Source organism: Marinibaculum pumilum (genome assembly GCF_042646425.1).
Classification (GTDB): Bacteria; Pseudomonadota; Alphaproteobacteria; order Ferrovibrionales; family Ferrovibrionaceae; genus Marinibaculum; species Marinibaculum pumilum.
In genome coordinates this window covers 114,811-138,856 of the sequence record NZ_JBHRTR010000034.1, presented here as the reverse complement: position 1 = coordinate 138,856, position 24,046 = coordinate 114,811, and the positions used below count along the sequence as shown (strand labels likewise).

General features: G+C 70.4%; 26 protein-coding genes. 15 read left to right on the top strand and 11 right to left on the bottom strand.

Features of this window, described 5'->3' with window-relative positions; translation table 11 throughout:
- Nucleotide 1: 1 nt before the first annotated feature.
- Both ACFOGJ_RS20545 and ACFOGJ_RS20540 read left to right on the top strand, forming a co-directional pair.
- Nucleotides 2-469, top strand: coding sequence for a molybdenum cofactor biosynthesis protein MoaE (locus ACFOGJ_RS20545; protein ID WP_379904055.1), 468 nt, complete (start codon nucleotides 2-4; stop codon nucleotides 467-469).
- On the top strand, nucleotides 466-1,107 hold the full coding sequence (locus ACFOGJ_RS20540) for a class I SAM-dependent methyltransferase (protein ID WP_379904053.1): 642 nt from the start codon (nucleotides 466-468) through the stop codon (nucleotides 1,105-1,107). Before ACFOGJ_RS20545 ends, ACFOGJ_RS20540 begins: the two co-directional genes overlap by 4 nt.
- 16 nt (nucleotides 1,108-1,123) lie before the next feature.
- Here ACFOGJ_RS20540 and ACFOGJ_RS20535 read toward each other — a convergent pair whose 3' ends face one another.
- On the bottom strand, nucleotides 1,124-1,942 hold the full coding sequence (locus tag ACFOGJ_RS20535) for an oxepin-CoA hydrolase, alternative type (RefSeq protein ID WP_379904051.1): 819 nt from the start codon (nucleotides 1,940-1,942) through the stop codon (nucleotides 1,124-1,126).
- A 140-nt stretch (nucleotides 1,943-2,082) separates the two neighbouring features.
- Between ACFOGJ_RS20535 and ACFOGJ_RS20530 the strand changes: the two genes are divergently transcribed.
- The 4 genes from ACFOGJ_RS20530 to ACFOGJ_RS20515 all read left to right on the top strand — a co-directional run bounded on the left by ACFOGJ_RS20530 (nucleotide 2,083) and on the right by ACFOGJ_RS20515 (nucleotide 7,854).
- Nucleotides 2,083-3,333 carry a CaiB/BaiF CoA transferase family protein gene (locus tag ACFOGJ_RS20530; protein ID WP_379904049.1) on the top strand — a complete coding sequence of 417 codons (1,251 nt, stop codon included), beginning with the start codon at nucleotides 2,083-2,085 and terminating at the stop codon, nucleotides 3,331-3,333.
- A gap of 134 nt (nucleotides 3,334-3,467) precedes the next feature.
- A complete protein-coding gene (locus ACFOGJ_RS20525) occupies nucleotides 3,468-4,247 on the top strand; it encodes an IclR family transcriptional regulator (protein ID WP_379904047.1) in 780 nt (259 codons plus the stop codon).
- A 279-nt stretch (nucleotides 4,248-4,526) separates the two neighbouring features.
- On the top strand, nucleotides 4,527-5,684 hold the full coding sequence (locus ACFOGJ_RS20520) for a TAXI family TRAP transporter solute-binding subunit (RefSeq protein WP_379904045.1): 1,158 nt from the start codon (nucleotides 4,527-4,529) through the stop codon (nucleotides 5,682-5,684).
- Between the two features lie 88 nt (nucleotides 5,685-5,772).
- Nucleotides 5,773-7,854: a TRAP transporter permease gene (locus ACFOGJ_RS20515; protein WP_379904043.1), complete on the top strand. Its 2,082-nt coding sequence runs from the start codon at nucleotides 5,773-5,775 to the stop codon at nucleotides 7,852-7,854.
- Here the strand turns inward: ACFOGJ_RS20515 and ACFOGJ_RS20510 are convergent.
- Together ACFOGJ_RS20510 and ACFOGJ_RS20505 are read right to left on the bottom strand one after the other, a co-directional pair.
- Complete coding sequence (locus tag ACFOGJ_RS20510; RefSeq protein WP_379904041.1) at nucleotides 7,849-8,781, bottom strand: MBL fold metallo-hydrolase; 933 nt, start codon at nucleotides 8,779-8,781, stop codon at nucleotides 7,849-7,851. The two genes, ACFOGJ_RS20515 and ACFOGJ_RS20510, sit on opposite strands and share 6 nt — an antisense overlap.
- A 10-nt stretch (nucleotides 8,782-8,791) precedes the next feature.
- The gene (locus tag ACFOGJ_RS20505; RefSeq protein WP_379904039.1) at nucleotides 8,792-9,577 is read right to left on the bottom strand and encodes a creatininase family protein; all 786 of its coding nucleotides are present in this window, start codon (nucleotides 9,575-9,577) and stop codon (nucleotides 8,792-8,794) included.
- Nucleotides 9,578-9,677: 100 nt separating this feature from the next.
- Between ACFOGJ_RS20505 and ACFOGJ_RS20500 the strand changes: the two genes are divergently transcribed.
- Together ACFOGJ_RS20500 and ACFOGJ_RS20495 are read left to right on the top strand one after the other, a co-directional pair.
- On the top strand, nucleotides 9,678-10,400 hold the full coding sequence (locus ACFOGJ_RS20500) for a TetR/AcrR family transcriptional regulator (protein WP_379904037.1): 723 nt from the start codon (nucleotides 9,678-9,680) through the stop codon (nucleotides 10,398-10,400).
- 20 nt (nucleotides 10,401-10,420) lie between these two features.
- Complete coding sequence (locus ACFOGJ_RS20495) at nucleotides 10,421-11,785, top strand: histidine-type phosphatase (RefSeq protein WP_379904035.1); 1,365 nt, start codon at nucleotides 10,421-10,423, stop codon at nucleotides 11,783-11,785.
- Nucleotides 11,786-11,808: 23 nt separating this feature from the next.
- Here the strand turns inward: ACFOGJ_RS20495 and ACFOGJ_RS20490 are convergent, their stop codons facing one another.
- Entirely contained in the window at nucleotides 11,809-12,711 is a 903-nt protein-coding gene (locus ACFOGJ_RS20490; RefSeq protein WP_379904033.1) for a branched-chain amino acid aminotransferase, read from the bottom strand.
- 112 nt (nucleotides 12,712-12,823) lie between these two features.
- Here ACFOGJ_RS20490 and ACFOGJ_RS20485 point away from each other — a divergent pair, with 112 nt between their 5' ends.
- The 3 genes from ACFOGJ_RS20485 to ACFOGJ_RS20475 are packed head-to-tail and all read left to right on the top strand — an operon-like array spanning nucleotide 12,824 to nucleotide 15,429.
- The gene (locus tag ACFOGJ_RS20485; protein WP_379904031.1) at nucleotides 12,824-13,369 is read left to right on the top strand and encodes a MarR family winged helix-turn-helix transcriptional regulator; all 546 of its coding nucleotides are present in this window, start codon (nucleotides 12,824-12,826) and stop codon (nucleotides 13,367-13,369) included.
- Complete coding sequence (locus ACFOGJ_RS20480) at nucleotides 13,366-14,058, top strand: response regulator (RefSeq protein WP_379904029.1); 693 nt, start codon at nucleotides 13,366-13,368, stop codon at nucleotides 14,056-14,058. The genes ACFOGJ_RS20485 and ACFOGJ_RS20480 overlap by 4 nt, the downstream gene beginning before the upstream one ends.
- A 30-nt stretch (nucleotides 14,059-14,088) precedes the next feature.
- The gene (locus tag ACFOGJ_RS20475) at nucleotides 14,089-15,429 is read left to right on the top strand and encodes an ATP-binding protein (protein ID WP_379904027.1); all 1,341 of its coding nucleotides are present in this window, start codon (nucleotides 14,089-14,091) and stop codon (nucleotides 15,427-15,429) included.
- A gap of 24 nt (nucleotides 15,430-15,453) precedes the next feature.
- On the opposite strand, the gene ACFOGJ_RS20470 is transcribed toward ACFOGJ_RS20475, so the two are convergent.
- The 7 genes from ACFOGJ_RS20470 to ACFOGJ_RS20440 form a co-directional block, all read right to left on the bottom strand.
- Nucleotides 15,454-15,813 carry a VOC family protein gene (locus ACFOGJ_RS20470; protein ID WP_379904025.1) on the bottom strand — a complete coding sequence of 120 codons (360 nt, stop codon included), beginning with the start codon at nucleotides 15,811-15,813 and terminating at the stop codon, nucleotides 15,454-15,456.
- A 13-nt stretch (nucleotides 15,814-15,826) separates the two neighbouring features.
- Entirely contained in the window at nucleotides 15,827-16,180 is a 354-nt protein-coding gene (locus ACFOGJ_RS20465; RefSeq protein WP_379904023.1) for a tRNA-binding protein, read from the bottom strand.
- A gap of 176 nt (nucleotides 16,181-16,356) precedes the next feature.
- Entirely contained in the window at nucleotides 16,357-16,821 is a 465-nt protein-coding gene (locus tag ACFOGJ_RS20460) for a phasin family protein (RefSeq protein ID WP_379904021.1), read from the bottom strand.
- A 91-nt stretch (nucleotides 16,822-16,912) separates the two neighbouring features.
- Nucleotides 16,913-17,650 (bottom strand): TetR family transcriptional regulator, encoded by a 738-nt coding sequence (locus ACFOGJ_RS20455; RefSeq protein WP_379904019.1) that lies wholly within the window; start codon nucleotides 17,648-17,650, stop codon nucleotides 16,913-16,915.
- 177 nt (nucleotides 17,651-17,827) lie between these two features.
- Complete coding sequence (proC, locus tag ACFOGJ_RS20450) at nucleotides 17,828-18,640, bottom strand: pyrroline-5-carboxylate reductase (protein ID WP_379904017.1); 813 nt, start codon at nucleotides 18,638-18,640, stop codon at nucleotides 17,828-17,830.
- A gap of 44 nt (nucleotides 18,641-18,684) precedes the next feature.
- A complete protein-coding gene (locus tag ACFOGJ_RS20445; protein ID WP_379904015.1) occupies nucleotides 18,685-19,188 on the bottom strand; it encodes a type III secretion system chaperone family protein in 504 nt (167 codons plus the stop codon).
- Between the two features lie 399 nt (nucleotides 19,189-19,587).
- A complete protein-coding gene (locus tag ACFOGJ_RS20440) occupies nucleotides 19,588-19,938 on the bottom strand; it encodes an accessory factor UbiK family protein (protein WP_379904013.1) in 351 nt (116 codons plus the stop codon).
- Nucleotides 19,939-20,083: 145 nt separating this feature from the next.
- Here ACFOGJ_RS20440 and lgt point away from each other — a divergent pair, with 145 nt between their 5' ends.
- The 4 genes from lgt (at nucleotide 20,084) to ACFOGJ_RS20420 (ending at nucleotide 24,002) form a co-directional block, all read left to right on the top strand.
- Entirely contained in the window at nucleotides 20,084-20,938 is an 855-nt protein-coding gene (gene lgt, locus ACFOGJ_RS20435) for a prolipoprotein diacylglyceryl transferase (RefSeq protein WP_379904011.1), read from the top strand.
- Nucleotides 20,938-22,113 (top strand): class I SAM-dependent methyltransferase, encoded by a 1,176-nt coding sequence (locus ACFOGJ_RS20430; RefSeq protein WP_379904009.1) that lies wholly within the window; start codon nucleotides 20,938-20,940, stop codon nucleotides 22,111-22,113. The genes lgt and ACFOGJ_RS20430 overlap by 1 nt, the downstream gene beginning before the upstream one ends.
- On the top strand, nucleotides 22,110-22,913 hold the full coding sequence (gene pgeF / locus ACFOGJ_RS20425; RefSeq protein ID WP_379904007.1) for a peptidoglycan editing factor PgeF: 804 nt from the start codon (nucleotides 22,110-22,112) through the stop codon (nucleotides 22,911-22,913). Before ACFOGJ_RS20430 ends, pgeF begins: the two co-directional genes overlap by 4 nt.
- A 129-nt stretch (nucleotides 22,914-23,042) precedes the next feature.
- On the top strand, nucleotides 23,043-24,002 hold the full coding sequence (locus tag ACFOGJ_RS20420; RefSeq protein ID WP_379904005.1) for a hypothetical protein: 960 nt from the start codon (nucleotides 23,043-23,045) through the stop codon (nucleotides 24,000-24,002).
- Nucleotides 24,003-24,046 lie beyond the last annotated feature (44 nt).

Sequence of the window (24,046 nt, the reverse complement as noted above, 5' to 3'; positions counted from 1 at the left end):
GATGACCGTCAGCGTGCAGCGTCACGACTTCGATCCCGGACGCGAGAGCCTGCTGCTGACCGCCGGCCGGCACGATATCGGCGCCGTCGTCACCTTCACCGGTCTGGTCCGGGACATGGCGGAGGATGGCGGGGTCAGCCACATGACCCTGGAGCATTATCCCGGCATGACGGAAAAGCTGCTGGCGGAGATCGAGGCACAGGCACAGGCCCGCTGGCCGCTGCAGGCCAGCCGCATCGTGCATCGCCATGGCCGCCTGGCCGCCGGCGAGCGGATCGTCTTCGTCGGCACCGCATCCCCCCACCGGCAGGCGGCGTTCGAAGCCTGCGCCTTCCTGATCGACTGGCTGAAGACGAAGGCCCCGTTCTGGAAGCTGGAGGAGACCGGTGGCCAGCGCGCCTGGGTCGCGGCCAAGTCGGAGGATGATGCGGCCGCCGCCCGCTGGACGGATCCCGCCGCCGGCCGGTGACCTGGACTGTCGTCATCGCGCTCTGCCTGGCGGCGCTGGCCGCAACCGTCTGGGCGGCCTGGCGGCTGGGATCCCGGCGTCGGGCCCTGCCCTGCCCCGCCTGGCTGCACTGGATGGTAGAGCTGGACAATCCTTTCACGCGAACCAACCGCGCCGCGGAAATCCTGGCGCATCTGGACCTGCGCCCCGGCATGTCCATCCTTGATGTCGGCTGCGGCCCAGGCCGGCTCGCCCTGCCGGCAGCCCGGGCGGTGGCGCCGGACGGCATAGTGGTGGCGCTGGACCTGCAGGAAGGCATGCTGGCGCGGGCCGGCGAGCGGGCGCAGGCGACCGGGGTCGGCAATATCCGCTTCGTCCAGGGCGATTGTACGCAGGCGGAGCTTGACCCGGCATCTTTCGACCGCGCCCTGCTTGTGACCGTGCTGGGCGAGATCCCGGACCAGGGGGCCGCCCTGCGGGCAATCCACGGCGCCCTCAAGCCGGGCGGCATCCTGTCGGTGACCGAAATCGTCTTCGACCCGCATTTCCAGGGCCGCGCCAAGGTCGCCCGCCTCGCCGCGGCCGCCGGCTTTCGCGAGCGGGCGTTCTTCGGCAACCGGATCGCCTATACCCTGCACCTGGAGAAGCCTGCCGGCTGAGGATGCCGGAGCGCCCCTACAGGCCGGAGAAGTCGGGCCGGCGCTTGTCCAGGAAGGCGGACAGCCCCTCCTTTGCCTCGGCACCGAAGCGGGCCAGGTTGATCGCGCGCGCCTCCGCCTCCTGATGGTCGGCCAATCCGTTGCGTGGTGCGGCATTGACCAGCTCCCTGATGCGGCGGATGGCGTTCGGCGGCCCCGACGCAAGGGTTCCCGCCAGCTCCATGGCCGCCTGCAGGACCGCGCCGTCTGCCGCCAGCAGGTTCACCACCCCCGCCTGCGCCAGGCGCGCCGCTGGCATCGGCCGGCCCAGCAGGCACATCTCCATCACCAGCTGCCGCGGCAGCGCGTCGCGCAGGAAATGCGTGATGCCGCCGTCGGGACTCAGGCCCACCCGCACATAGGCCGCGGTGAAGGTCGCGCCCTCCGCGGCGACGATCAGGTCGCAGGCCAGAGCCAGGGAAGCCCCTGCGCCGGCCGCACCGCCTTCCACCGCGGCGATCACCGGCACCGGCCCGTCGACGATCGCCTTGATCATCGCGTTCAGCCCATCGGTCTTCGCGGTCGCCTGCGCCAGGGTGCCCTCGGCGCTGTCGCGCAGGGCCAGGACATTGCCACCGGAGGAAAAGAAACCTCCAGCCCCGGTCAGCACGATCGCGCGCACCGCCGGATCGGTCCCGGCATCGACGATCCGGGCCTGGACCTCGCGATAGACCTCCGGACCGACCGCATTGCGGCTGCGCGGGCCGTCGAGGGTCAGCAGGCGCACCGCCCCCGCATCCTCGACCTGCACGCGAGTCCGCGCCGCGGCCGCCGGCTCCCCATCCTGTTCCGTCACCTCTGTTCCTCCCGGCTCGGTTCCGGTCCGGCATTGCGAACCATCGACCGGGACTATGCCAAAAATGCTTACATATCGTCCATTCATTTGAATTATTGGAATAACATGCTAACCACGTTCCGCAATACGGGAGGGACGTGATGGATCGAGAGGAAGGCCAGGGCCCGCTGGCGGGGCTGCGCGTGCTGGATATCGCGACGATCATCGCCGGTCCGATGGCCGGGACCCTGATGGCCGATTTCGGCGCCGAGGTGGTGAAGCTGGAACTGCCGGGCCTCGGCGACGGCCTGCGCGGCTTCCCGCCGTTCCGCGAGGGAAAGTCGCTCTGGTGGAAGGTGACGAACCGCGGCAAGCTGTTCGGCACCCTCGACCTGCGCACCGAGGACGGCCGCCGGCTGTTCCTGCGCATGGTGGCGAAGAGCGATGTCGTCATCGAGAATTTCCGCCCCGGCACCCTGGAGCGCTGGGGCCTGGATATCGAGACATTGTGGGCGGCGAATCCGCGGCTGGTGGTGCTGCGCCTCACCGGCTTCGGGCAGGACGGGCCGAATGCCGGCCTCTCCGGCTTCGCCCGCATCTTCGAGGCGATGGGCGGCCTGACCGCGATCTCCGGGAGCGAGGACCAGCCGCCGATGCATACCGGCTATCCGATCGGCGATCCGATCGGCGGCCTGTTCGGCGCCTTCGCGGTGATGGCCGCGCTCTGGCGGCTGGCGCAGGACAGGCGGAGCGGCGGCGCCGACGGGCAAGACGGCGGCGAGGACCAGCTCAGGGGCGAGGAGATCGACCTGTCGCTGACTGAGGCGACCTTCCGCATCCTGGAGGTGCTGGCGATCGAGTACGACCAGCTCGGCACCGTCCGTCAGCGCAGCGGCAACCGCAACCTGTATTCTGCGCCGTCGGACGTCTACCTGACCGCCGACAAGCGCTATGTCTCGCTGGCCGGCAGCACCAACCGCACCTTCGCGAACAATGCCCGCGCGATCGGCCGGCCCGAACTGCCGGACGATCCGCGCTTCGCCAGCAATGCCGCACGGGTCGAAAACGCCGCCGAGCTGGACCGCATCTTCGGCAGCTGGCTGGCGGCGCACAGCCAGGAAGAGGCGGTCGCGGCGTTCCGGGCGGCGCAGGGCACCCTGGCGCCGATCTACAGCATCGACCAGATCTATGCCGATCCGCAGGTCGTCGCCCGGAAGGCCATCGCCGAGGTGGCAGACGAGGATTTCGGCACCGTTCGGATGCAGGGCGTCGTGCCGCGGTTCCGCCACCGCCCCGGCCGGATCCGCTGGGCGGCGAAGCGCCTTGCTGCCGACAATGACTATATCTATAGAGAGCTTGTCGGCCTCGACGATGCCGAAATAGAGCAGTACCGGGCCAAAGGCACCATATGAAGAGGCGACGAAAAGACGTCGGCGAGCCGCAACCTGTATTGCCGGCCACATCGTCGCCCTCTGGCCACTCCGCTTCCGACCCTTCGGATCCGAAGGGCGCGGAGGTCCAGGACGCGTCCCTGTCTTCCACCCTGATGCGCGGGATCGAGATCCTGCAATGCTTCGATTCCGGCGGCGGCGCGCTTGGCAATGCCGAGATCGCCCGGCGCCTGAGCCTCAGCCGGCCCACCGTGTCGCGGCTGTGCAAGACGCTGGTGCATCTGGGCTATCTGCGGCGCGACACGAAGGGGGCATTCCGCCTGGCCCCGAAGCTGCTGGCGCTCAACTATCCGGTCCTCTCGGCGATGCCCTGGCGGCACGAGGTCCTGCCCCCGATGCGGGATCTCGCGGCCATGTGCGCCGGCAACGCCTCGCTCGGCGTGATGTCGGGCGATTCCTTCGTCCATATCCAGACCGCCGGCAGCCCGCCCGGCTGGCCGCATATCCCCGATATCGGCCAGACCGGCCCGTTGCACCGCTCCGCCCTGGGCTGGGCGCTGCTCTCCCTTCTGGAAGGGGCGGAGTTCGACGCCAAGACCGCCGAGCTGCGCCGGCTGCATCCCGAGGAGTTCGCCGTCTTCGCCGAGCGGACGGACGCCGCAATCGCACGCTGCCGCAGCGACGGTTTCTGCGTCTCCTACGGCGACTGGCGGCCGAACCTGGTGGCCGCATCGACCCCCCTGGGACGCACCGACGACGGATTGTGCGTGGCGCTCGCCTGCGCGGTGCCGCGCTACCGGGCAGTCGCGGACTATTTCGAGACCGACCTGGGCCCCCGCCTGGCGGAAGCCGCGGAAGCGATCCGGCTGTCCGGCGTCTTCCACAGCGGCGCGGCTGCGGACAGAAGCGGCCGGACCCTCGCCCGCTCTTCCTGAGGCCCCTCTTCCTGAGGCCCCCTCTTCCTGAGACCCCCTCTTCCTGAGCCCCCCTCTTCCTGAGACCCCTGGGCCGCAAGCCTCCCCCCGACCGACTGCCACGCCCTCCCCGTGGCGTCGGCTTGCCCAATCTTGAATTTCATTATTTTGAACAATCATCATTGAGAATAAACAATGATGGAATTTTCATTGATCCCCTCCGGCTGCCGTGCAAAAGTCGCGGCGGTGACAGTCGGGACACGGACGAGAGACCCGATCGCCCAAAGGGAGGAAAGAAAGATGCGGATTGCGACATTGGCCGCGGCGATGTGCCTTGCCACCTCGACCGCCTTTGCTGCCGATTTCACCCTGCCCAAACAGGTCGCCTGGACGGCCTACGGCACCGGCTCGGCGGGCTACAACCAGGCAGTCGCCATCGGTGCCGCGCTGCAGGAGGCCGCCGGGGTCAACCTGCGGATCCTGCCCGGCCAGAACGACATCGCCCGCATGGAGCCCCTGCGTCAGGGCAAGGTGGAATTCTCCGCCAACGGCATCGGCGTCTATCTGGCGCAGGAAGGCGTTCTCGCCTTCGGCGGCCAGACCTGGGGGCCGCAGAAGATCCGGCTCCTGGCCTCCAATATCGGCGGCGGCTTCGCCATGTCGCTCGGCGTCGCGCGCGAGGCCTGCGAGACCGCTGGCAAGCCGGACTGCAAGGGCTTCACCTATGCCGACCTGAAGGGTCTGCGGGTCGCCTGGATCAAGGGCGCGCCGGCGCTGAACACCAACTCCACCGCCTGGCTCGCCTATGGCGGCCTGACCTGGGACGATGTGGAGAAGGTCGAGTTCGGCGGCTTCGCCGCGTCCTGGAAAGGGCTGGTCGAGGGCAGTGTCGATGCCGCCTTCGCCGTTACCAATGCAGGCAATTGCTACGAGGCCGCATCCAGCCCGCGCGGGCTGGTCTGGCCGCAGTTCGACCCGGACGACGAGGCGGCCTTCAAGCGCCTGCTGGCGGTGGCGCCGTACTACGTGAAGGTTCACGCCACGACCGGAGCAAATATCGACGGCACCGACGGGCGGGAGATGGCGGGCTATGCCTACCCGATCCTGATCAACTACGAGACCTCGGATGCCGACCTGGCCTACAACATGACGAAGGCGGTCTTCGAGCTGTTGCCCCTCTATGAAGGCAAGGTGCCCGGCATCGACGGCTGGGCGCTGAAGTACCAGAAGCTCGACTGGGTGATCCCCTACCATGAGGGGGCGATCCGCTACTTCAAGGAGGCCGGCGTCTGGACCGATGCGGCGCAGGCCCATAACGACCGGCTGGTCGCCCGTCAGGACACCCTGGCCAAGGCCTGGGCGGAGCTGGAGGCACAGGCGCCCGAGGACTGGAACGAGGCCTGGGCCGCGAAGCGGCGCGAGGCCCTGAAGGCGGGCGGCTTCGAGGTCGCGTTCTGATCCAGCGCCCGACCTGAGCGTGCCGGAGCAGGCGGGCGGCCCGCTCCGGCACACGGCGCTGAACCCCCTACTGGCAGGGTGGAGCCGAATGACCGAGCACGGGCCGTCGCACGGGACGGCAGAGATTCCCCATGCGGCCCCGCTCCCGGACAAGGGCGGGGATCGCGGCGCCAGGCTGCTGGAGACGGAGCGCCAGGCCGAGCGGCCGGTTCTGGGCAGCGCCGCACGCTGGGTCATCGCCGGCGGGACGGTGATCGCCATCGGCGTCGCGGTGAACCAGCTCTACAACCTGCGGCTCGGCGACTATTCCATGCTGGAGGGCATGTACCTGCACCTCCTCGCCGGGCTCTTCCTGGCGATGACCTTCCTCTGCTTCCGCATCCGCGGCGGCAGCGCGGCGCGGATCCCCTGGTACGACTGGCTGCTGGCGCTCGCCACTCTCGTCGTCGCCGGCTTCTTCGTCCTCACCTCCGACGAGGCACTGAACTTCGGCTGGGAATATGCGCCGCCGGAGATCGCCGTCTGGTTCTCGATCGCCTTCTACCTGCTGATCCTGGAGGGCACGCGCCGCGCCGGCGGCCATGTCCTGTTCGGCATCGTGCTGCTGTTCTCGCTCTATCCGACCTTCGCCGAGCAGGTACCGGACCCGCTCAGCGGCCTGACCCAGCCGTTCCGCGACGTTGTGCCGTTCTTCATGATCTCGTCGGAGGCATCGTTCGGGATCCCGATGCAGGCCTTCGGCAACCTGGTGATCGGCTTCATCCTGTTCGGTGCGGTGCTGCAGTACACGGGCGGCGGGCGGTTCTTCAACGACCTGGCCATGGCGCTTGTCGGCCGCTATCGCGGCGGCGCAGCGAAGGTCTCGATCTTCGCTTCCGGCTTCATGGGGTCGATGTCCGGCTCGGTGATCTCCAACGTGCTGACCACCGGCGCCGTCTCCATCCCGGCGATGAAGAAAAGCGGCTTCTCCGCCCGCTATGCCGCCGCCACGGAGGCCTGCGCTTCCACCGGCGGGGTGCTGATGCCGCCGATCATGGGGGCGACGGCCTTCGTGATGGCCTCCTGGCTGGGCATGCCCTATGTCGAGATCATGCTCGCCGCGGCGATCCCCTCGGCGCTCTACTATTTCGGCATCTTCGCTCAGATCGACGCCTATGCCGCCCGCCGCGGCCTGAAGGGCCTGACGCGCGAGGCGCTGCCGCGGCTTGCCGCCGCCCTGCGCGAGGGCTGGAGCTACATCTTCGTCTTCGCGCTGCTGATCTTCCTGATGATGGCCTTCCGATGGGAAACGACGGCACCGTTCTATGCAGTGCTCCTGCTGCTGGCGCTGAACCAGCTCCGGCGCGGCGACCGGTTCACCCTGGCGGGCTTCGTCGACATGATCGTCTCGGTCGGCCGGACCCTGGCGGAACTGGTCGCGATCCTGCTGGGCATCGGCATGATCGTCGGCGCCTTCCAGGCGACCGGCCTGACCGGGCCGCTGGCGACGGAGCTGGTGCACATGGCCGGCGATTCAGTGGCCATGCTGCTGCTCATGGGCGCCCTGACTGCCTTCGTCTTCGGCATGGGGATGACCGTCACCGCCTGCTACATCTTCCTGGCGGTCGTACTGGCGCCGGCCCTGGTGCAGGCCGGCCTCAACGAACTGGCCGTGCACCTGTTCATTCTCTATTGGGGCATGGTCAGCTTCATCACGCCGCCGGTGGCGCTCGGCGCCTTCGCCGCCTCCACCATCGCCGGCGCCAATCCCATCGCCGCCGGCTGGGAGGCGATCCGCCTGGGCGCGGTGATCTATGTCGCGCCGTTCTTCTTCGTGCTGAACCCCGCCCTGATCGGCCAGGCGCCGGCCGGGGAAGTGGCTCTTGCGCTGGCCTGCGCCCTGGTCGGGATCTGGTTCATCGCCGCGGCGATACAGGGCTTCCTGGCCTTCGTCGGCGAATTCGCCCCCGGCATTCCGGGGCTGGCGATGCGGCTGCTTCTCGGCCTTGCCGGCCTGGCGGTCGCCGCGCCGGTCGGGTTGCCCGGCCTGGGCCAGACGATGCTTTCGCTGATCGGCCTGGCCCTCGCCCTGCCGCCCATCCTCCACGCCTGGCGGCGAGGGCGGCGGCACGCCGGCGGCGCAGCGGCGGCGCGCGGCGACGGGACGCCCGAGAGAAGAGGCTGGCTATAGAAAGGCCCAGCGGAAGCCGTCCCCGTCGCGGGTCACCCGCCCGACCGAGCTTTCCGGAAAGTGCGTGGTGAACACGAGCGCGTCGCTGTCCGCCGCCTGCTCCAATGCCCAGCGGCGGGAGGCCCGCGCCTGCGCCGGGACGGCATCGAAGACCGAGTTCAGCTCCGGGTATCGGATCTGGATCGGATGGTGCAGCAGGTCGCCGACGAACCAGCCCTCCACTCCCTCCGAGCGCAGGCGGATCGAGGCATGGTCGGGGGAATGGCCCGGTGTCGGGTGGAACGACAGTCCCGGCACCACCTCGCGTCCGTCGATGGCGATCATCTCCGCCTGCCCCGCATCGATCACCGGCGCGATGCTGTCGGGCTGCAACAGGAAGCTGTTGCGGTTGCGGTCGCTGTGGTTGGCCGGGTCGGTGAACCAGGCACGCTCCCGCGCCGAAAAATGATAGCGGGCGTTCGGGAAGGTCGGCACCCAGCGTCCGTCAACCAGCCGGGTGTTCCAGCCGACATGATCCACATGCAGGTGGGTCAGCAGCACATGGTCGACATCCTCCGGCGCAACCCCGGCCGCCCGCAGGCGGTCGAGATAGCCGGTCTGCAGGCGGTGGAAGACCGGCGTGTGGGGGCGTTCCTTGCCGTCGCCGACGCCGGTGTCGATCACCACGATGCGGCCGGGCGAGGTCAGGACCCAGCTATGCACGCTCATCAGCGCATGCACGCCAGCGGCGTCCATCGAGTCCGGCGACAGCCATGATCCGCTGCCCTCCAGCAGTTCCGGCTGCCAGTCCGGGAACAGGGCCGCCGGGGTGAACATGTCGAGCAGCAGGTCCGTCACCTTGGTCACCGTCACTGCACCGACCCGCCAACGCTGCTGATGGCGGGTCGGCAAGGCGGCCGTTGCGGCCGCCGCCGTCTGCGTGCCCATCCTCTCTCTCCTATGACTTCTCGCTATGCCCGGGTTCGGGCCGGCCCCACGGTTCCCCCGCCAGCAGGCGCCGCGCCAGCGCGCCGGCATAGAGCTCCAGCAGCGCCTCGCCCTTCTCCGCCGTCGCACGCCGGGCATCGCCGGCCACGCCGGAAGTGGTGAAGGCATCGAAGCCCTGTACCCGCCCCAGTGCCGGCCGCAGCATGCGGGCGAGGTCGAGCCGGGGGCCATGCGCCTCCGCCAGCCGGTCGCCGCGCACCAGATCCGGCGCGATCGCCATGATCATCGCCGTCTCCCCCTCCCCCGCATGCATCAGGTCGTCCTGGTCCTGCATGATCCGGGCGGCACCGCCTCCGGCCTCCAGGAAGTAGGAGGTGGTGGCGATCGGCGCCTGCAGTTCGCGGGTCAGTTCGGTCGCGATCGCCGCCAGGCCCATGACATTGCCGCCATGACCGTTGACGATGACCAGCCTTGAGAAGCCGGCGCCCAGGATCGACCGGCAGAGATCGCGCAGCACCGCGTGATAGGTGCCCAGGCTGAGGGTGAAGGTGCCGCCGAAGGCGAGATGATGGTCGGCGAGGCCGCACCACAGGCCGGGCGCCACGACCGCCGGGCGTTCCGTCCCGACCGTCAGGGCGGCGCGGCGGCAGACCTCCGTTGCCAGGAAATGGTCGACCCCGGTCGGCAGATGCGGTCCATGCTGCTCGGTCGAGCCCACGGGCAGCAGCACGATGGCGTCCTCCTCCGCCAGCAGACGCAGTTCCGGCGCGGTCAACCGGTTCCAGAAGATCTCCATGCGCGCGCTCCCTCGATGCCGTTTCCGCACAATTAATTTTACTATACTGTAAAGTCAATATCCGGATGGCGGCGATGCCGCCCATTGCAAGGAGGCCGGCATGCCGGCAGCGAAGGCAATAGCGGCCGGCGGCCGCAAGACGGGACGGCAGAGGGCGGTTCGCCGGAAGGCGGGCCGGCCGGCCGGCACGGTGGTACCGGAGGCGACGATTCTCGACGCGGCACGAAGCCTGTTCCTGCAGGCCGGCTATGACGGCGTGAACCTGGAGCGCATCGCGGCTGCCGCCGGCCTGTCGCGGCAGACCCTGTACAACCGGTTCGGCAGCAAGGAGGCGCTCTTCCGCGCCATGCTGGCGCGGCACTGGGCCCTGCTGACCGACACGCCCCTGGTGCAGTCGCCCCGCGACATCGTCGGCGACAGGCCGCCGGATGCGGTTCTGGCGGACCTGTCGCGCACCATCCTCGAATTCATCGACGAACGGCGGCAGGTCGACTTCACCCGCCTGGTGATCGCGGAATCGCGGCACCTGCCCTGGATCGCGGAGGAATTCTACCGCCTGGGCAAGGCGCCCCTGATGCAGGCGCTCGCCGCCTGCCTGGACGAGATGCATCGTCGCCGGCAGATCGACTGTCCCGATCCGGGCTTCGCCGCGCACCAGTTCCTGGGCCTTTTGCAGGAGTTCGTGTTCTGGCCGAAGGTGATGGCGATCGGTGCCGGGACCGCGCGGCTGCCGGGACCGGAACGGGCGGTCGCCGAGTCGGTCCGGATGTTCCTCTGCCGCTATGGCCATGCCGCGGCCTGCCCGCCGGCGGACGGCAATTGACCCGTGACGGGAGATCGAATGTGCGCCTGCTGACGGCAATCATCGCAGCCATCCTATTCGCCCTGCCGCCTGCGGACGCCGGCCCGGCCGAGACCCCGCTGCAGGCCGTTTCCCCGGACTGGACATTGAAGGGGGTCGTTCTGCTCAGCCGCCACGGCCTGCGCGGACCGACCAAGCCCGTACGGTGCGACGGCAGCCCGGGGGCAATCTGCCTGGACGCCTATGCCGAGCGGCCCTGGCCGGACCTGCAGGTCAGCGCCGGCCACCTGACCCTCGCCGGCTACCAGCGCGCGGTCACCATGGGCCGGTTCTATCGCAGCCACTATAGTGCCGCCGGCCTGCTGCCGGCGACCGGCTGCCCCGACCGCGACAGCCTCGCCTTCCGGTCGGACACCGACGAACGCACGATCATGACCGCCGGCGCCGTGATGGACGGCATGTTCCCGGGCTGCGCGCTGCATCCGGTCGCGGTGGAGCCGCACCTGTTCCGGGCGACCGCCTGCAGCACGGACCGGAAAAAGGCACTCGCCGCGGCGCAGGGCATGGCGGGCGGCTCATGGGCGGCATTGGCAAAGGGGAAGCTGCGCGGCCCGCTGGCGGCGATGAGCGAGGTGCTGGGCCGCTTCGCGCCCGCAGCCTGTGCCGCGCACGGTGCCGCCGCCCCCTGCACGCTGCAGACGGTGCCGGCCGAGGCCGATGCCCAGGGAGCGATCGGCATTGCCGGGCCGCTGTCGGAGCAGTTCCTGATGCAGTATGGCGGCGGGCTGTCCGGCGATGAGGTGGCCTGGGGGCGCCTGCCGGAAGCCACCGGCCTGCCGCTGGCGGAGGCGGTGGGCTATGTCAATGCGATCCATGCGGCCAGCATCGGCTATGCCTTCATGGCGCCCTACCAGGCCACGCATCTGGGATCGCTGCCGTTGCACCGGATCCGGACAGCACTGGAGGAACTGGCGGGGGGCCGCAGCCCGGCCTTCACCTTCCTCGCCGGTCACGACACCACGATCCTGACCGTCGGCGGCATGCTGGGCCTGGACTGGCAGCTGGAAAGCTATGCGCCGCTTCAGGTGCCGCCGGGCGCCGGCCTGGTCTTCGAGCTCTGGCAACCGCCGGCCGGGCCGTCGTCGAAGGCGCAGGGCGGGCCGGTGGTGCGGCTGGTCTTCCTGGCCCAGACCATCGCGCAGCTGCACGCGAATGCGGCGCTGGACGCCGGCAATCCGCCAGCCGCCGCGGTCCTGGCGGTGACGGGTTGCTATGCCGGCGTGGGCGGCGCTGCGCAAAGCAACCAGGGGGCGATGCCGATGGCATGCCCCCTGGACGATTTCCGGCGGATCGCCGCCGACACGGTCGACGGGGCCTGTCTCCGCCCCGCCGTCGCGGACAGGTAGGGTGGGAACCCGGGCTCCGGACCTCAGGCGGCCGCGACCTTCTCCACCGCCGGGCGGCGGCGCACCAGCGCCTCGAAATCCTCGATCAGCTGGCGACAGACGGCACCTGGGGTGAAGCTGTAGGGTCCGATCTCGCGGACCGGGGTGACCTCGACCGCGGTGCCGGTCAGGAAGCATTCGTCGAAGTTCGCCATCTCCTCCGGCACGATCGCCCGCTCCACGATCTGGTAGCCGCGCTGGCGGGCCAGGTCGATGGCGGTGCGGCGGGTGATGCCGTCCAGGAAGCAGTCCGGCTTCGGCGTGTGGATCTCATTGCCCTTCACGAAGAAGATGTTGGCGCCGGTCGCCTCCGCCACCTGGCCCCGCCAGTCCAGCATCAGCGCGTCCTCGAAGCCTTCGGATTCGGCCTGGTGTTTGGACAGGGTGCAGATCATGTACAGGCCGGCGGCCTTCGACTGGGTCGGCGCGGTCTGCGGGTCGGGGCGGCGCCACTTGGAAATCTGCAGGCGCAGGCCGCGCATCTTCGCTTCCGGCGTGAAATAGCTCGGCCAGACCCAGCAGGCGATCGCCAGGTGGATCGTGTTCTTCTGCGCCGAGACGCCCATCATCTCCGCGCCGCGCCATGCCACCGGCCGGACATAGCCGTCGACGATGTTGTTCGCCTTCACCACCGCGCGGGTCGCTTCGTCCAGCTCGGACACGGTCAGCGGCAGCTTGAAGCCCAGCAGCTCGGCGGAGCGGGCCAGCCGCTGGCTGTGCTCGGTCAGCTTGAACACCTCGCCGTCATAGACCCGCTCGCCCTCGAACACGGCGCTTGCATAATGCAGGCCGTGGGTCAGAACATGCAGGTTCGCGCTGGAAGCGGGGACGATCGTCCCGTCGAGCCAGATCTGGCCGTACTGCTTGTCAAAGTCAATTTCGGTCATTTTTTGGCGTTCCCACGTTCGAAAGTTTCGCGACCATGAGCGATGGCATAACATTCTGATGAATATACGTCAATATGGCTGACCTAATTTTTTGCCGGGCGGAGCCCCTCCAGTGACCGCGCAAACCGGGCCGGCGCGACACGGGAAAACGGCATCGGCGCCCGAGACGCCGGCCTTCACCGAGACCCAGCTGCGCGAGGTGGTGGAGCTGATGTTCTACGCCTATCGCGACTTCACCGGCCGCGCCGACGCCGTGCTGGCCGATTCCGACATGGGTCGCGCACACCATCGCGCACTGCATTTCATCGGTCGCAATCCCGGCATCACCGTCGCCGAACTGCTGGCGATCCTGCGCATCACCAAGCAGAGCCTGGCCCGTGTGCTGAACGACCTTGTCGCCCGCGGCTATGTGCTGCAGGAGCGCGGCCGCAGCGACCGGCGCCAGCGGCACATGCGCCTCAGCGACAGCGGCGAGGCCCTGGTCCGCGAGGTCTCCGCCGCGCAGCAGGCCCTGGTGGCGGAGGCCCTTGCCGCCGGCGGCCCGGATGCGCCCGCGATGCTGCGCACGGTGCTGGGCCGGCTGATCGCGCCGAAAGACCGCACCGCGATCCTGCAGGCGATCTACGGGCCGGAACGCGACCGGCGGGACCCGCCATGACGGAGGAGGTCGCCGCCGATGCCCGCCACCTGCTGGTCGTGGACGACGACCGGCGGCTGCGCGACCTGCTGAAGCGCTTCCTGCTGGAACGGGGCTACCGGGTCACCACCGCGGTGGATGCCGAGGACGGGCTGGCGCGGATGAACGGCATGGCCTTCGACATGCTGGTGGTCGACGTGATGCTGCCCAACCAGTCCGGCCTGGATTTCGTGGCGCAGATCCGCCGCACCAGCCAGGTGCCGGTGCTGATGCTGACCGCCCTGGGCGATCCGTCGGAACGGATCCGCGGGCTGGAGGCCGGCGCCGACGACTATCTTGCCAAGCCGTTCGAGCCGCGGGAACTGCTGCTGCGGATCGAGGCGATCCTGCGCCGCTCGGAGCAGGCGCAGACCGGCAGCCGCGAGATCCGCTACGGCGAGTACGTCTTCGATCCGGTGCGCGGCCTGCTGAGCCGCGACGGCAAGCCCCTCGGCCTCACCTCCTCGGAGGTGGCGCTGCTGCGGATCTTCACCGCCAGCCCCGGCCTGACCATCAGCCGGGCGGAGCTGGCGGAGCGGACCGGCACTTCGGAGGGCCGCGCCATCGACGTGCAGATCACCCGCCTGCGCCGGAAGATCGAGGCCGACCCGAAGAATCCCCGCTTCCTGCAGACCGTCTGGGGAGAGGGCTATGTCTTCTGGGCCGACTGACCCCAGCCGCACGGCACGTCCCGCCTGACAATGTTCCGCTGGATCAAGCAGTTCCTGCCGCGGGGCCTGTTCGGCCGTTCGCTGATGCTGATGCTGACGCCGATCGTGGTGGTGCAGATCGTCACCGCCATCGTCTTCTACCAGGCGCATTGGGAGACCGTGTCGCGGCGCCTGGCACTCGGCCTGGCGGGCGAGATCGCTTTCCTGGTGGAGGCCCGGCAGTACCGCGACGAGCCGCTGAACGAGGCGGAGATCTACGACATGGCGATCCGCAACATGCATATCGAGGCGGTGTTCCTGCCCGGCGCCCGCCTGCCGCAGGAGCGCCAGGAGATCCGCTTCTACTCGATCCTCGACAACATGCTGGCGCTGGCACTGAGCGAGCGGCTGAGCCTGCCGCGGCAGTTCGACACCCGCCGCGACGACGGCCTGGTGGAGGTGCTGGTGCAACTGGAGAACGGCGTGCTGCGGGTGCGCACGCAGGACAAGCGCGTCTTCTCCACCACCACCTATGTCGTGATCCTGTGGATGGTCGGCACCTCCCTGATCCTGATGACCATCGCCGTGCTGTTCCTGCGCAACCAGGTGCGGCCGCTGCGGCGCCTGGCCTCCGCGGCGGAGGCGTTCGGCAAGGGACGTGAGGACCCGCCGGTGCATCCCGCCGGCTCCACCGAGGTGCGCCAGGCGGCGGCGGCCTTCCTCGACATGCAGGAGCGCATCCGCCGCCACCTGTCGCAGCGCACCGACATGCTCGCCGGGGTCAGCCACGACCTGCGCACGCCGCTGACCCGGATGAAGCTGCAGCTGGCCCTGATGGGCGACAGCGAGGATATCGAGGCACTGCAGCGCGATGTGGAGGAGATGGAGCGGATGGTATCCGGCTATCTCGACTTCGCCCGCGGCGAGGAGGGCGAGCGCATCGAGGAGGTCGACCTGGGCCGCATGCTGGACGACCTGGCGCGGATCTCCGCCGGCCGGCCGGGCGCCGGCCACGGCACCGCGCGCAGCATCGCGGTCAGCCACGACCCCGACCTGCTGCTGCCGCTGCGGCCGGGCGCGATGCGCCGCTGCCTGGAGAACCTGGTGCAGAACGCGCTGCGCCACGGCAACCGGGTCGCGATCACCGCACGTCGCGACGATACCGCCATCGACATCAATATCGACGATGACGGCCCGGGCATCCCGGAGGCGCAGCGGGAGGCAGTGTTCCGGCCCTTCTTCCGCCTGGACCGGGCGCGCAACCCGGATACCGGCGGGGTCGGGCTGGGCCTGACCATCGCCCGCGACGTGGTGCGCAGCCATGGCGGCGAGATCCACCTGGAGACGGCGCCACAGGGCGGCCTTCGGGTAGCGATCCGCCTGCCGGTCTGAGCCCGGGCGGAACGCGCCACCGGCTCAGGCGGCGGGGAGGTGCGCCAGGACGTTCACCAGCCGGCCGAACGGGTCGCGCACGAAGAACCGCCGCACGCCCCAGGGTTCGTCCGCCGGACCGTATTCCACGGCTATGCCCGCGACGCGCATCCGCCGCAGGGCCTCGTCCAGGTCGTCGACCTCCACCGACAGGTCGGGCACCGGCGTGCCGGAACCGCCTTCGGACATGAAGCTCGCCTGGACAGTCATCCGCTCGCCAGAGCCGTAAGTGGCGATCCAGCCCATGTCCATCAGGACATCCAGGCCCAGGATTTCGCCATAGAAGGCCCGTGCCGCCGCCGGGTCCGCGGTAGCGATGTTCGCGACGATGCGCCGGACCTTCATGGCGCCGCCGCCATCAATAGAGCCGGCCGCCGTTCGGCACGGCGCGCTCCGGCTGCACCAGGACGACATTGCCTTCGGCGTCGGGAAAGCCGAGCACCAGGATCTCCGACATCAGCGGGCCGATCTGCCGCGGCGGGAAGTTCACCACTGCCGCGACCTGGCGGCCGACCAGTTCCTCCATGCCATAGAGCGCAGTGATCTGGGCGGAGCTCTTCTTCACGCCGATCTCCGGGCCCAGGTCGACCTGCAGGCGGTAGGCCGGCTTGCGGGCCTCCGGAAACGGTTCCGCGGCCACGATGGTGCCCACCCGCACATCCACCTTCAGGAAATCGTCGATCGAGATCCTCGTCGCCTCGCCGTCGGCCATGACATCCCTCCCCCGCAGCCCCTGATTGCCAGCATGCGCACCTGTCTGCGCAGCCGTTCCGAAACGATCACGCGGCCCGGAAGGTCCGGGCCGCGCGCTGGGGTAGCAGGTTCGGCCGCCCGGGTCAGCCCCGGGCCGTCCGCAGGTCGGGAAATGCGCAGGCGACGCGGTGCAGGTCAGGCCTTGCCCTTGTTCTGGTCGGCCAGCTGGCGGAACTCCTCCATGCTGTCCATCACCCGGCGGTTGACGATCTCGAACGCTTCGCTCTGCGACTTGGAGGCCAGTTCCGCCAGCTCGCGCATGTTCAGGAGCGCCTTCTCGAAGGCGATCTTCATCAGCTCCGCCTGGCGGCCGGCATTGGCCTCCGGCGTGTCGGCGCTGACCGCATCGCGCATCAGGCCCTGCATCTGCTCGACATGCTCGCGCAGGATGTCCTGCTGCCGCTGCGCCAGCGCCTGGAAGCCCTCCGCCGCAACCTTGTTGGCCTGGACCAGCGCCTCGATGTTCTTGCGCTGCGCCTCCATCAGGGAGGTCGGATCGAACCCGGGCATGCGCATGTCGCCCATCATCTTCTCGAAATCGAAGAACTTCGTCATATCGAAATCGGCTGCCCCTGCCTTGCCCGACTTGCTTGCTGCCATTTCCGTCTCCATCGATCTGTGGCGGTCGCAATGCCGCCCGGATAATCCGGTTCGAGATACGGTGCCCGCCATGTCCGGCGGACGCCGGCGGTTAAAAGGCTTCTGCCGCCTCCGGCCCAGGGGCCGGCCGGCGGCGCAGGCCGCGGTCGAAACGCTCCAGCATCGGCAGCCAGCGGGTCAGCAGACGGTCCAGCGCGGCCATGGTGCCGCCCATGTCGGGACTGTCGTCGCGGGACCAGGCCCGGAATGCGGCCAGATAGATGGCCCCCACCGCCTTGCGTCGTATCGCCCCGGCAAGGCCGTCGCCGGACAGGCCCGCCGCCGCGAGGATCGCATCCAGGCTGCGGCGCAGCGGGCCGGCCGCCAGGCAAAGGCCGGAAAGCGGATCGCGGCCCGCACCGCGGGCAATCGCCAGCACGCCGTCGCGCTGCTGCTGCAGGCTGTCGAACCGCGCCATGATGGCCGAGAACAGCCGGTCCCGCAGCGGCTCCTCCGCCATGTCGGCCGCGCCCTCCTCCGCCATCTGGTCGAGCATGGCGGCATCGACGCGCGCCATATAGGCGGCGACCAGTGCGGTCTTCGAGGGATAATGTGGAAACAGTTCCGACAGCTTCATCGGTGTGGCCGCGGCGATATCGGCCAGGCTCAGGCCGTCCCAGCCCAGCTGCCCCGCAAGGCGCAACGCGGCATCGACGGGATCCGGCGGCGGGGCGGCCCGCTTGCGACTGCCCCCCCGACTGCCTGAGCGGCCGCCCGACCGGTCATTGCCGCCGGCCGGCGTCTCGGCCTGCGGCCCGCCGGCCGCCTTGCTGCTGGGTCGTCGCGCCATTCCTGCCATCCCTGTCGGCTTGCCCGCAGGTCCCGGCCGGTCCGTCAAATGAACCGACCGAGCGTTTTGAGCCTAACAGCTATGTGGCCCTGCGACAGGGATTTTCCACCGATCCGATGCGGCCCAATCGCCGCACGTCCGATCGCCGGGCGCGCGACCGCCGCGGGCAGGCGCGGCTCAGCCGGCCAGCTCGCGCGAGCGGCGGGCGCTGGCGGCAATGGCGTCGCGCAGGAGGTCCGGCATGGCGCCTTCGGACCGCAACACCTCCAGCGCCGCGGCGGTGGTGCCGCCCGGGCTGGTGACCTGTTCCCGCAGCCGGGCGGGGTCCTCGCCGCTCTCCAGGATCAGCGCACCGGCGCCGGCGACGGTGTGGCGCGCCAGCCGGTCTGCCAGGTCCTCCGGCAGGCCGGCGGCGATGCCGGCGTCGCGCATGCTCTCCGCCAGCAGGAAGACATAGGCCGGGCCGGAGCCGGAGACGGCGGTCACCGCGTCCATCAGCGCCTCATCCTCCAGCCAGGCGACCTCCCCCATCGCCTGCAGCAGGCCGTCGCACAGGATGCGGTGCGCGTCGGTCACGGCCGCGTTGGGGCAGGCCACGGTGATGCCGCGGCCGATCGCGCCGGGGGTGTTGGGCATCGTGCGCACGATCGCCGCCGCCGCACCGAACAGCTTTTCGAAACTGGCGATCGTGCGGCCGGCGGCGATCGACAGGAACACCGCCCGGCCGGCATGGCCCGCATAGGCCGAGGCGGCGGCCTCCATGACCTGCGGCTTCACCGCCAGGACGATGGCATCCGGCGCACGGCCCGGATCCAGGGCATCGGCCGACTCCACCACCCTGACACCGAGGTCGCGAGCGCGTGTGGCCTGGGGTTCGCCAGGCTCCACCACCTGGATGGCATCGGCTGCGATGCCGCGGTGCAGCCAGCCGCGCAGCAGCGCGACCCCCATATTGCCGCAGCCGACGAGAACGAGATTCGGATCCGCCATCGCTCAGTCCCACCGCCTGGAATGCCGGACCTGCAGGGCGGCGCTCATGCCTCACCCATCGGTTCCAGGAGCGCGGCCGCGAGGCTGTCCTCCGGCGACTTGCCGCCCCAGACCACGTACTGGAAGGAGGGATAGAAGCGCTCGCTCTCGTTCAGGCCGATCTCGACCAGGTCCTGGATCTGCTCGGCCGTGGCGCCCCCGGTGCCGCGCAGCAGCAGGCTGTGACGGAACAGGATCACGCCTTCGCCCGGCCAGATGTCGAAATGACCGACCGAGACCTTCTCGTTGATCATGGCGAGCAGGCCGTGCACCTCCCGCCGCTTCGCGGTGGGCACCTTCATGTCGAAGCAGCAGCAGAACTGCAGCGCATCGAGTTCGTGCCGCCAGGAGAACCAGAGCTGGTATTCGGAGAACTGCCCGCCCACGCCGACGGTGAGGTCATCCTCACCCTGCCGGTCGAAAGGCCATTCCTGATCGACCACAAGCTGTTCGACCACATCCATGGGATGCGGACGGAAGCGCAGATATTCGTGCTCGATGTCCGTCATTGCGTAAGACCTCCCGACCGGCGGCGTTAGGCATGGCAGGTGCAGGACCATGCAACAAAGGATCCCGCCCGTCCCTGCCGGCCTCGGCCCCTCCGGATGGGGGCAATGAACCGGCTAGGCACGCGACATATTGGATCCATCGCTGATTTGCACCATAGATTTAGGCTAGGCGGAGCATCGCTGCAGCGCAAGAGAAGCATCCGTGTCAGCCCCGTGGCAGACGCTCCCGGGATCAGAGGCCGGAGACGCGCCCGCGAATGTCCAGCATGGACGGGCGCTTGCGGGCCCCGGGGCGTCGCGGATGCAGAAGCGGGGCGGCGCACGGAGCCGCGGCCGGCCCGCCGCGGCAGCCCGCCCGGCCGGCTCGAATCGCGGTGCCGATGGCGCGACGGCTGCGCCTCAGCGGTTGCGGCCGCGCCGGAAGTTGCCGGGCTGCCCGGACCGCCCCTTGGGCCGTCCCGGCCGCCGTGCGGGCGAGGCCGCGCCGGCTGCCGCACCGCCGCCTGCCGCCAACGCCTGCTCCAGTTCGGCGACCCGCGCCGACAGGGCCGCGACCCGCTCTTCCGCCACTGTGGCGGCGGCCATCGCGGCATCGACCTCTTCCCGCGTGGCGAACGCCATCTCGGTGGCCCAGCGCTCCATGCGCGAGCGCATGAGCACCTCCATCTCCTCCTTCACCGACTGTGCCGTGCCCATTGCGCCGCTGGCGAGTCGGGCGAGATCGTCGAACAGGGGATTGCGGGTCTGCATCTGCCACTCCTTCGGAGGCCGGGTGGATTGCGGGGCGGAACCGGGCCGGCCGCCGCGGCCACGCCCGCCCTCCTTGGGGGGCTGCGCCACCGGCACCGTCCCGGCGCTTGTATTGCGTTTCGCGCCGCGTCATAACACGCCCGCTATGGACGCGTCCCCGGCCGGCATTCCCTTTCCGCATATCGATCCGGTCGCCCTGCAGATCGGGCCCCTGGCCATTCGCTGGTATGCCCTCGCCTATATCGCGGGCATCATCATCGCCTGGCGGGTCATGGTGCGGCTCGCGAAGGGCTCCGGCGGCCGGGTCACGCCGGCGCAGGTCGACGACTTCCTGATCTGGGGCACGATCGGCGTCGTGCTGGGCGGCCGGCTCGGCTATGTCCTGTTCTACCAGCCGGGCTACTACCTGTCGCATCCGCTGGACGCGCTGGCGCTGTGGCATGGCGGCATGTCGTTCCACGGCGGCCTGGTCGGCGTGGTCGCCGCGGTCCTGGCGTTCTGCCATTTCCGGAAGGTGCCACTGCTTTGCTTCACCGACATGCTGGCGCTGGTGGCACCGATCGGCATCTTCTTCGGTCGCATCGCAAATTTCATCAACGGCGAGCTCTACGGCAGGGTCACCGGCAGCGACTGGGGCATGGTGTTCCCCGGCGGCGGCCCGCTGCCGCGGCATCCCAGCCAGCTGTACGAGGCGGCGCTGGAAGGCGTGCTGCTGTTCGTCGTCCTGCTGGTCCTGCGCCTGACCCTGGCGCGCCGCTTCGGCGACGGCGTGATGACCGGCCTGTTCCTGAGCGGCTATGCACTGGCGCGGATGGTCGCGGAGCTGTTCCGCGAACCAGATGCCTTCCTCGGCTTCATCGTCGGCGGCGTCACCATGGGGCAGATCCTGTCCCTGCCGATGCTGCTGGTCGGCATCGGCGTGCTGGTGATCGGCCTGCGCCGCCGGCCGGTCGCAGAGGGAGGACCGACGGCGGCGCGGGATACCGGCGGAACCGGCTGATGACGGCGCCCCCCGCCTTCGTCCCCCCCGCCTTCGCCCCCACCGGCACCGCGCTCGGGCACGGCGATACCCGGCCCGCTTCTTCCGAGGCCCCCTCCCTGGCCGGCCTGCGCGCGCGGATCCGCGCGGACGGGCCGATCACCGTCGCCGCCTTCATGGCGGAGGCGCTGCTGCATCCCCTCCACGGCTACTACACGCAGGGCGACGGGATCGGCGCCGATGGCGATTTCGTCACGGCGCCGGAGATCTCGCAGATGTTCGGCGAACTGCTGGGCCTGTGGTGCATCGACACCTGGCACCGGCTGGGCGCGCCCGCCCCCTTCGCGCTGGTAGAGCTGGGGCCGGGCCGCGGCACGCTGATGGCCGACATCCTGCGCACCGCGCGGCTGGATGCAGCCTTTGCCGATGCCCTCCGCCCGGTGCTGCTGGAAGCAAGCCCGGCCCTGCGCGAACGGCAGGCGGCGCGCATCGCCCGGCACGACGCCAGCTGGGTCGCGGACCTGGAGGCGCTGCCGGCCCTGCCGGCCCTGATCGTCGCCAACGAGTTCGTCGACGCCCTGCCGGTACACCAGCTGATCCGCCTCGACGATGGCTGGCACGAACGGCTGGTGGGGCTCGACCCTGCCGGCGAGCTGCGCTTCGAGGCGGCGGCCGACCCGTTCCCGCCGCGCCCCGCACCCGCACCGCCGCTGCCGGCGGCGGCGCCGGGCACCGTGATGGAGCTGCGGCCGGCAGCCGACGCGCTGGTCGCGCGCCTGGCGGAGGCGATCCTGGGCCGCGGCGGGGCGGCTCTGATCGTCGACTATGGCAGCACCGGCGCGCCGCTGCGCGACAGCCTGCAGGCGGTGCGCCGCCACCGGCGGGCGGAGGTGCTGTCCGCGCCCGGCAGCGCCGACCTGACCGCCCATGTCGATTTCACCGCGCTGGCCCGCGCCGCCCGTGCCGCCGGCTGCGCCATCGCAGGGCCGGAGACGCAGGGCGGCTTCCTGCAGCGCCTCGGCCTGGGCCTGCGGGCGCAGCGCCTGGCCGCCGCCCGCCCCGACCAGGCGGAAGCGATCGCCGCCGCCGCGCGCCGGCTCGCCGATCCGGCGGAGATGGGCGAACTGTTCAAGGCACTGGCGCTCCTGCCGCCCGGCATAGCGGCCTGCGCCGGCTTCGACGGGGTGCCAGGATGACGACCCCCGTCCTGATCGCGCCGGCGCTGTCGGCCGCCGGCCTGCCGCACGGCTTCCTGGGCCGCCGCGGCGGCGTCTCCGGCGGCCTCTATGCCTCCCTGAACTGCGGCCAGGGCTCCGACGACGATCCTGCCTGCGTCGCCGAGAACCGGCGCCGCGCGCTGGCCGCGGCGGGCCTCTCCGGCGCCGTCCTGCAGACCGTCTACCAGGTGCACGGGGCAGAGGTCGTCACCCTGGACGCGCCGCTGCCGGAGGGAACGGAGCGGCCCAGGGCCGATGCCATGGCGACCCGGCGGCCCGGCCTGGCGCTGGGGATCCTCACCGCCGATTGCGTGCCGCTGCTGTTCGCCGACCCGCAGGCCGGGGTGGTGGCCGCCGCCCATGCCGGCTGGCGCGGTGCCCTGGCCGGGGTGGCGGAGGCGACCCTGGCGGCGATGGAGCGGCTGGGCGCGCGGCGTGCGGCGACCCTGGCCGCGATCGGGCCGGCGATCGGGCCGGCCAGCTACGAGGTCGGGCCGGACTTCCCCGCGCCTTTCCTGGAGGCCGACCCGGCGGCAGACCGCTTCTTCCGGCCCGCCCAGCGGGTCGGGCCGATGGGCCGGCACTGGCTGTTCGACCTGACCGGCTATCTGGCCGCCCGCCTGCAGGCCGCCGGCACCGGCACGGTGGAAGACATGGCCCGCGACACCTTGACCGACGAAGGCGGCTTTTTCAGCTATCGCCGCGGCACCCTGCGCGGCGCCCCCGACTATGGCCGGCAGATCGCGCTGATCGGCCTGCCGGACAGCAGCGGCTCTTGAATGCGCGGCCGGCCATGCCCCATCTGGTGATCTTCGCCCTGCTCTGTCTTCTCGGACTCATCGCAAGCTGTGCCCTCACCTGATTTCGCGCCCCCGGCCCGGTTGCGGCCGGACCAGCCGCGGCAGGCCATGCTGCGGCCGACCCGTCTGCTGCTGGCCGGCCTGGCGCTCTGCCTTGCCCTGACGGCATGCCAGCCCCTGCCGCGCCCCTTCCAGCCCGACGACAAGCGGGTCTCCGCCGCCCATCTGCGCGCCCTGGTCGCCAATTCGCTGTTCATCGTGGAACCGCTGGCGGGGGTGCCGGAGGAACCGGGCCAGGCCTTCGCGACCGCGCTTGCCGACGCGCTGCAGCGCAAGGAAGTGCCGGCGACCGCGCGCCATGTGAGCGGCGACCGTCCGGCGGCGGCGATCGCCGCGACGGTCACCGCGCAGCCGCCGCCCGGCGCGACCGGACCGCTGCAGATCGACTATCGGATGGTCGCGGTGGACGGCGGTACGCGGGAGGTCGCGCGCGACGAACTGACCGTCCAGGCGGATGCCTTCCGGGCCGCCGAGCCGGCGCTGATGGCCAGCCTGGCGGAGCGTGGCGCGCGCCGCCTGATGGACACCGCCTTCCGCGGCGCCCGGCCGCCGCAGGCGCCGGCGCCGGCGCCGGAAGCGCCGAAGGCGGCGCCCACGGCACGCTTCTTCGTCTTCGACGTCTCCGGCGCGCCGGGCGACGGCAATGCCGCGCTGGCGCGTTCCATGAAGCGCATCCTGACCGCATCGGGCGTGCCATTCGCGCCGGAGATGACGGCCGAGGCCTATATCCTGGCCGGTTCCGTGGCGATGAAGGCGGCCGGTCAGGGGCAGGAACAGGTGACCATCGACTGGACCCTGTTCGCCCCGGACGGGGAAGAGATCGGCACGGTGACGGTCGAGAACCTGGTGCCGCAGGGCAGCCTGGACGGCGCCTGGGGGCCGATCGCCGACGCCGCCTCCACCGGCAGCGCGGAAGGCATGATCCAGCTGATCAACGCGGTGCTGAACTCCCTGCCGGCCGCCCCGCAGGCGGCACCGGCGGAGCGGCAGGCAGAGGCGCCGGGATGACACGGGGCCGCATGCCCGGCCCGCCGCCGGATGCAGCGTTGCGC

What these genes read in the sequence shown, in the direction of transcription:
- ACFOGJ_RS20545 (WP_379904055.1), top strand. Translation starts at nt 2, where the DNA reads ATGACCGTCAGCGTGCAGCGTCACGACTTCGATCCCGGACGCGAGAGC.
- ACFOGJ_RS20430 (WP_379904009.1), top strand. Translation starts at nt 20,938, where the DNA reads ATGACGGCGCCCCCCGCCTTCGTCCCCCCCGCCTTCGCCCCCACCGGC.
- ACFOGJ_RS20480 (WP_379904029.1), top strand. Translation starts at nt 13,366, where the DNA reads ATGACGGAGGAGGTCGCCGCCGATGCCCGCCACCTGCTGGTCGTGGAC.
- ACFOGJ_RS20440 (WP_379904013.1), bottom strand. Translation starts at nt 19,938, where the DNA reads ATGCAGACCCGCAATCCCCTGTTCGACGATCTCGCCCGACTCGCCAGC.
- ACFOGJ_RS20510 (WP_379904041.1), bottom strand. Translation starts at nt 8,781, where the DNA reads ATGGGCACGCAGACGGCGGCGGCCGCAACGGCCGCCTTGCCGACCCGC.
- ACFOGJ_RS20465 (WP_379904023.1), bottom strand. Translation starts at nt 16,180, where the DNA reads ATGGCCGACGGCGAGGCGACGAGGATCTCGATCGACGATTTCCTGAAG.
- ACFOGJ_RS20475 (WP_379904027.1), top strand. Translation starts at nt 14,089, where the DNA reads ATGTTCCGCTGGATCAAGCAGTTCCTGCCGCGGGGCCTGTTCGGCCGT.
- pgeF (WP_379904007.1), top strand. Translation starts at nt 22,110, where the DNA reads ATGACGACCCCCGTCCTGATCGCGCCGGCGCTGTCGGCCGCCGGCCTG.
- ACFOGJ_RS20445 (WP_379904015.1), bottom strand. Translation starts at nt 19,188, where the DNA reads ATGACGGACATCGAGCACGAATATCTGCGCTTCCGTCCGCATCCCATG.
- lgt (WP_379904011.1), top strand. Translation starts at nt 20,084, where the DNA reads ATGGACGCGTCCCCGGCCGGCATTCCCTTTCCGCATATCGATCCGGTC.
- ACFOGJ_RS20500 (WP_379904037.1), top strand. Translation starts at nt 9,678, where the DNA reads ATGCCGGCAGCGAAGGCAATAGCGGCCGGCGGCCGCAAGACGGGACGG.
- ACFOGJ_RS20455 (WP_379904019.1), bottom strand. Translation starts at nt 17,650, where the DNA reads ATGGCGCGACGACCCAGCAGCAAGGCGGCCGGCGGGCCGCAGGCCGAG.
- ACFOGJ_RS20515 (WP_379904043.1), top strand. Translation starts at nt 5,773, where the DNA reads ATGACCGAGCACGGGCCGTCGCACGGGACGGCAGAGATTCCCCATGCG.
- ACFOGJ_RS20525 (WP_379904047.1), top strand. Translation starts at nt 3,468, where the DNA reads ATGCGCGGGATCGAGATCCTGCAATGCTTCGATTCCGGCGGCGGCGCG.
- proC (WP_379904017.1), bottom strand. Translation starts at nt 18,640, where the DNA reads ATGGCGGATCCGAATCTCGTTCTCGTCGGCTGCGGCAATATGGGGGTC.
- ACFOGJ_RS20420 (WP_379904005.1), top strand. Translation starts at nt 23,043, where the DNA reads ATGCTGCGGCCGACCCGTCTGCTGCTGGCCGGCCTGGCGCTCTGCCTT.
- ACFOGJ_RS20520 (WP_379904045.1), top strand. Translation starts at nt 4,527, where the DNA reads ATGCGGATTGCGACATTGGCCGCGGCGATGTGCCTTGCCACCTCGACC.
- ACFOGJ_RS20470 (WP_379904025.1), bottom strand. Translation starts at nt 15,813, where the DNA reads ATGAAGGTCCGGCGCATCGTCGCGAACATCGCTACCGCGGACCCGGCG.
- ACFOGJ_RS20460 (WP_379904021.1), bottom strand. Translation starts at nt 16,821, where the DNA reads ATGGCAGCAAGCAAGTCGGGCAAGGCAGGGGCAGCCGATTTCGATATG.
- ACFOGJ_RS20505 (WP_379904039.1), bottom strand. Translation starts at nt 9,577, where the DNA reads ATGGAGATCTTCTGGAACCGGTTGACCGCGCCGGAACTGCGTCTGCTG.
- ACFOGJ_RS20530 (WP_379904049.1), top strand. Translation starts at nt 2,083, where the DNA reads ATGGATCGAGAGGAAGGCCAGGGCCCGCTGGCGGGGCTGCGCGTGCTG.
- ACFOGJ_RS20490 (WP_379904033.1), bottom strand. Translation starts at nt 12,711, where the DNA reads ATGACCGAAATTGACTTTGACAAGCAGTACGGCCAGATCTGGCTCGAC.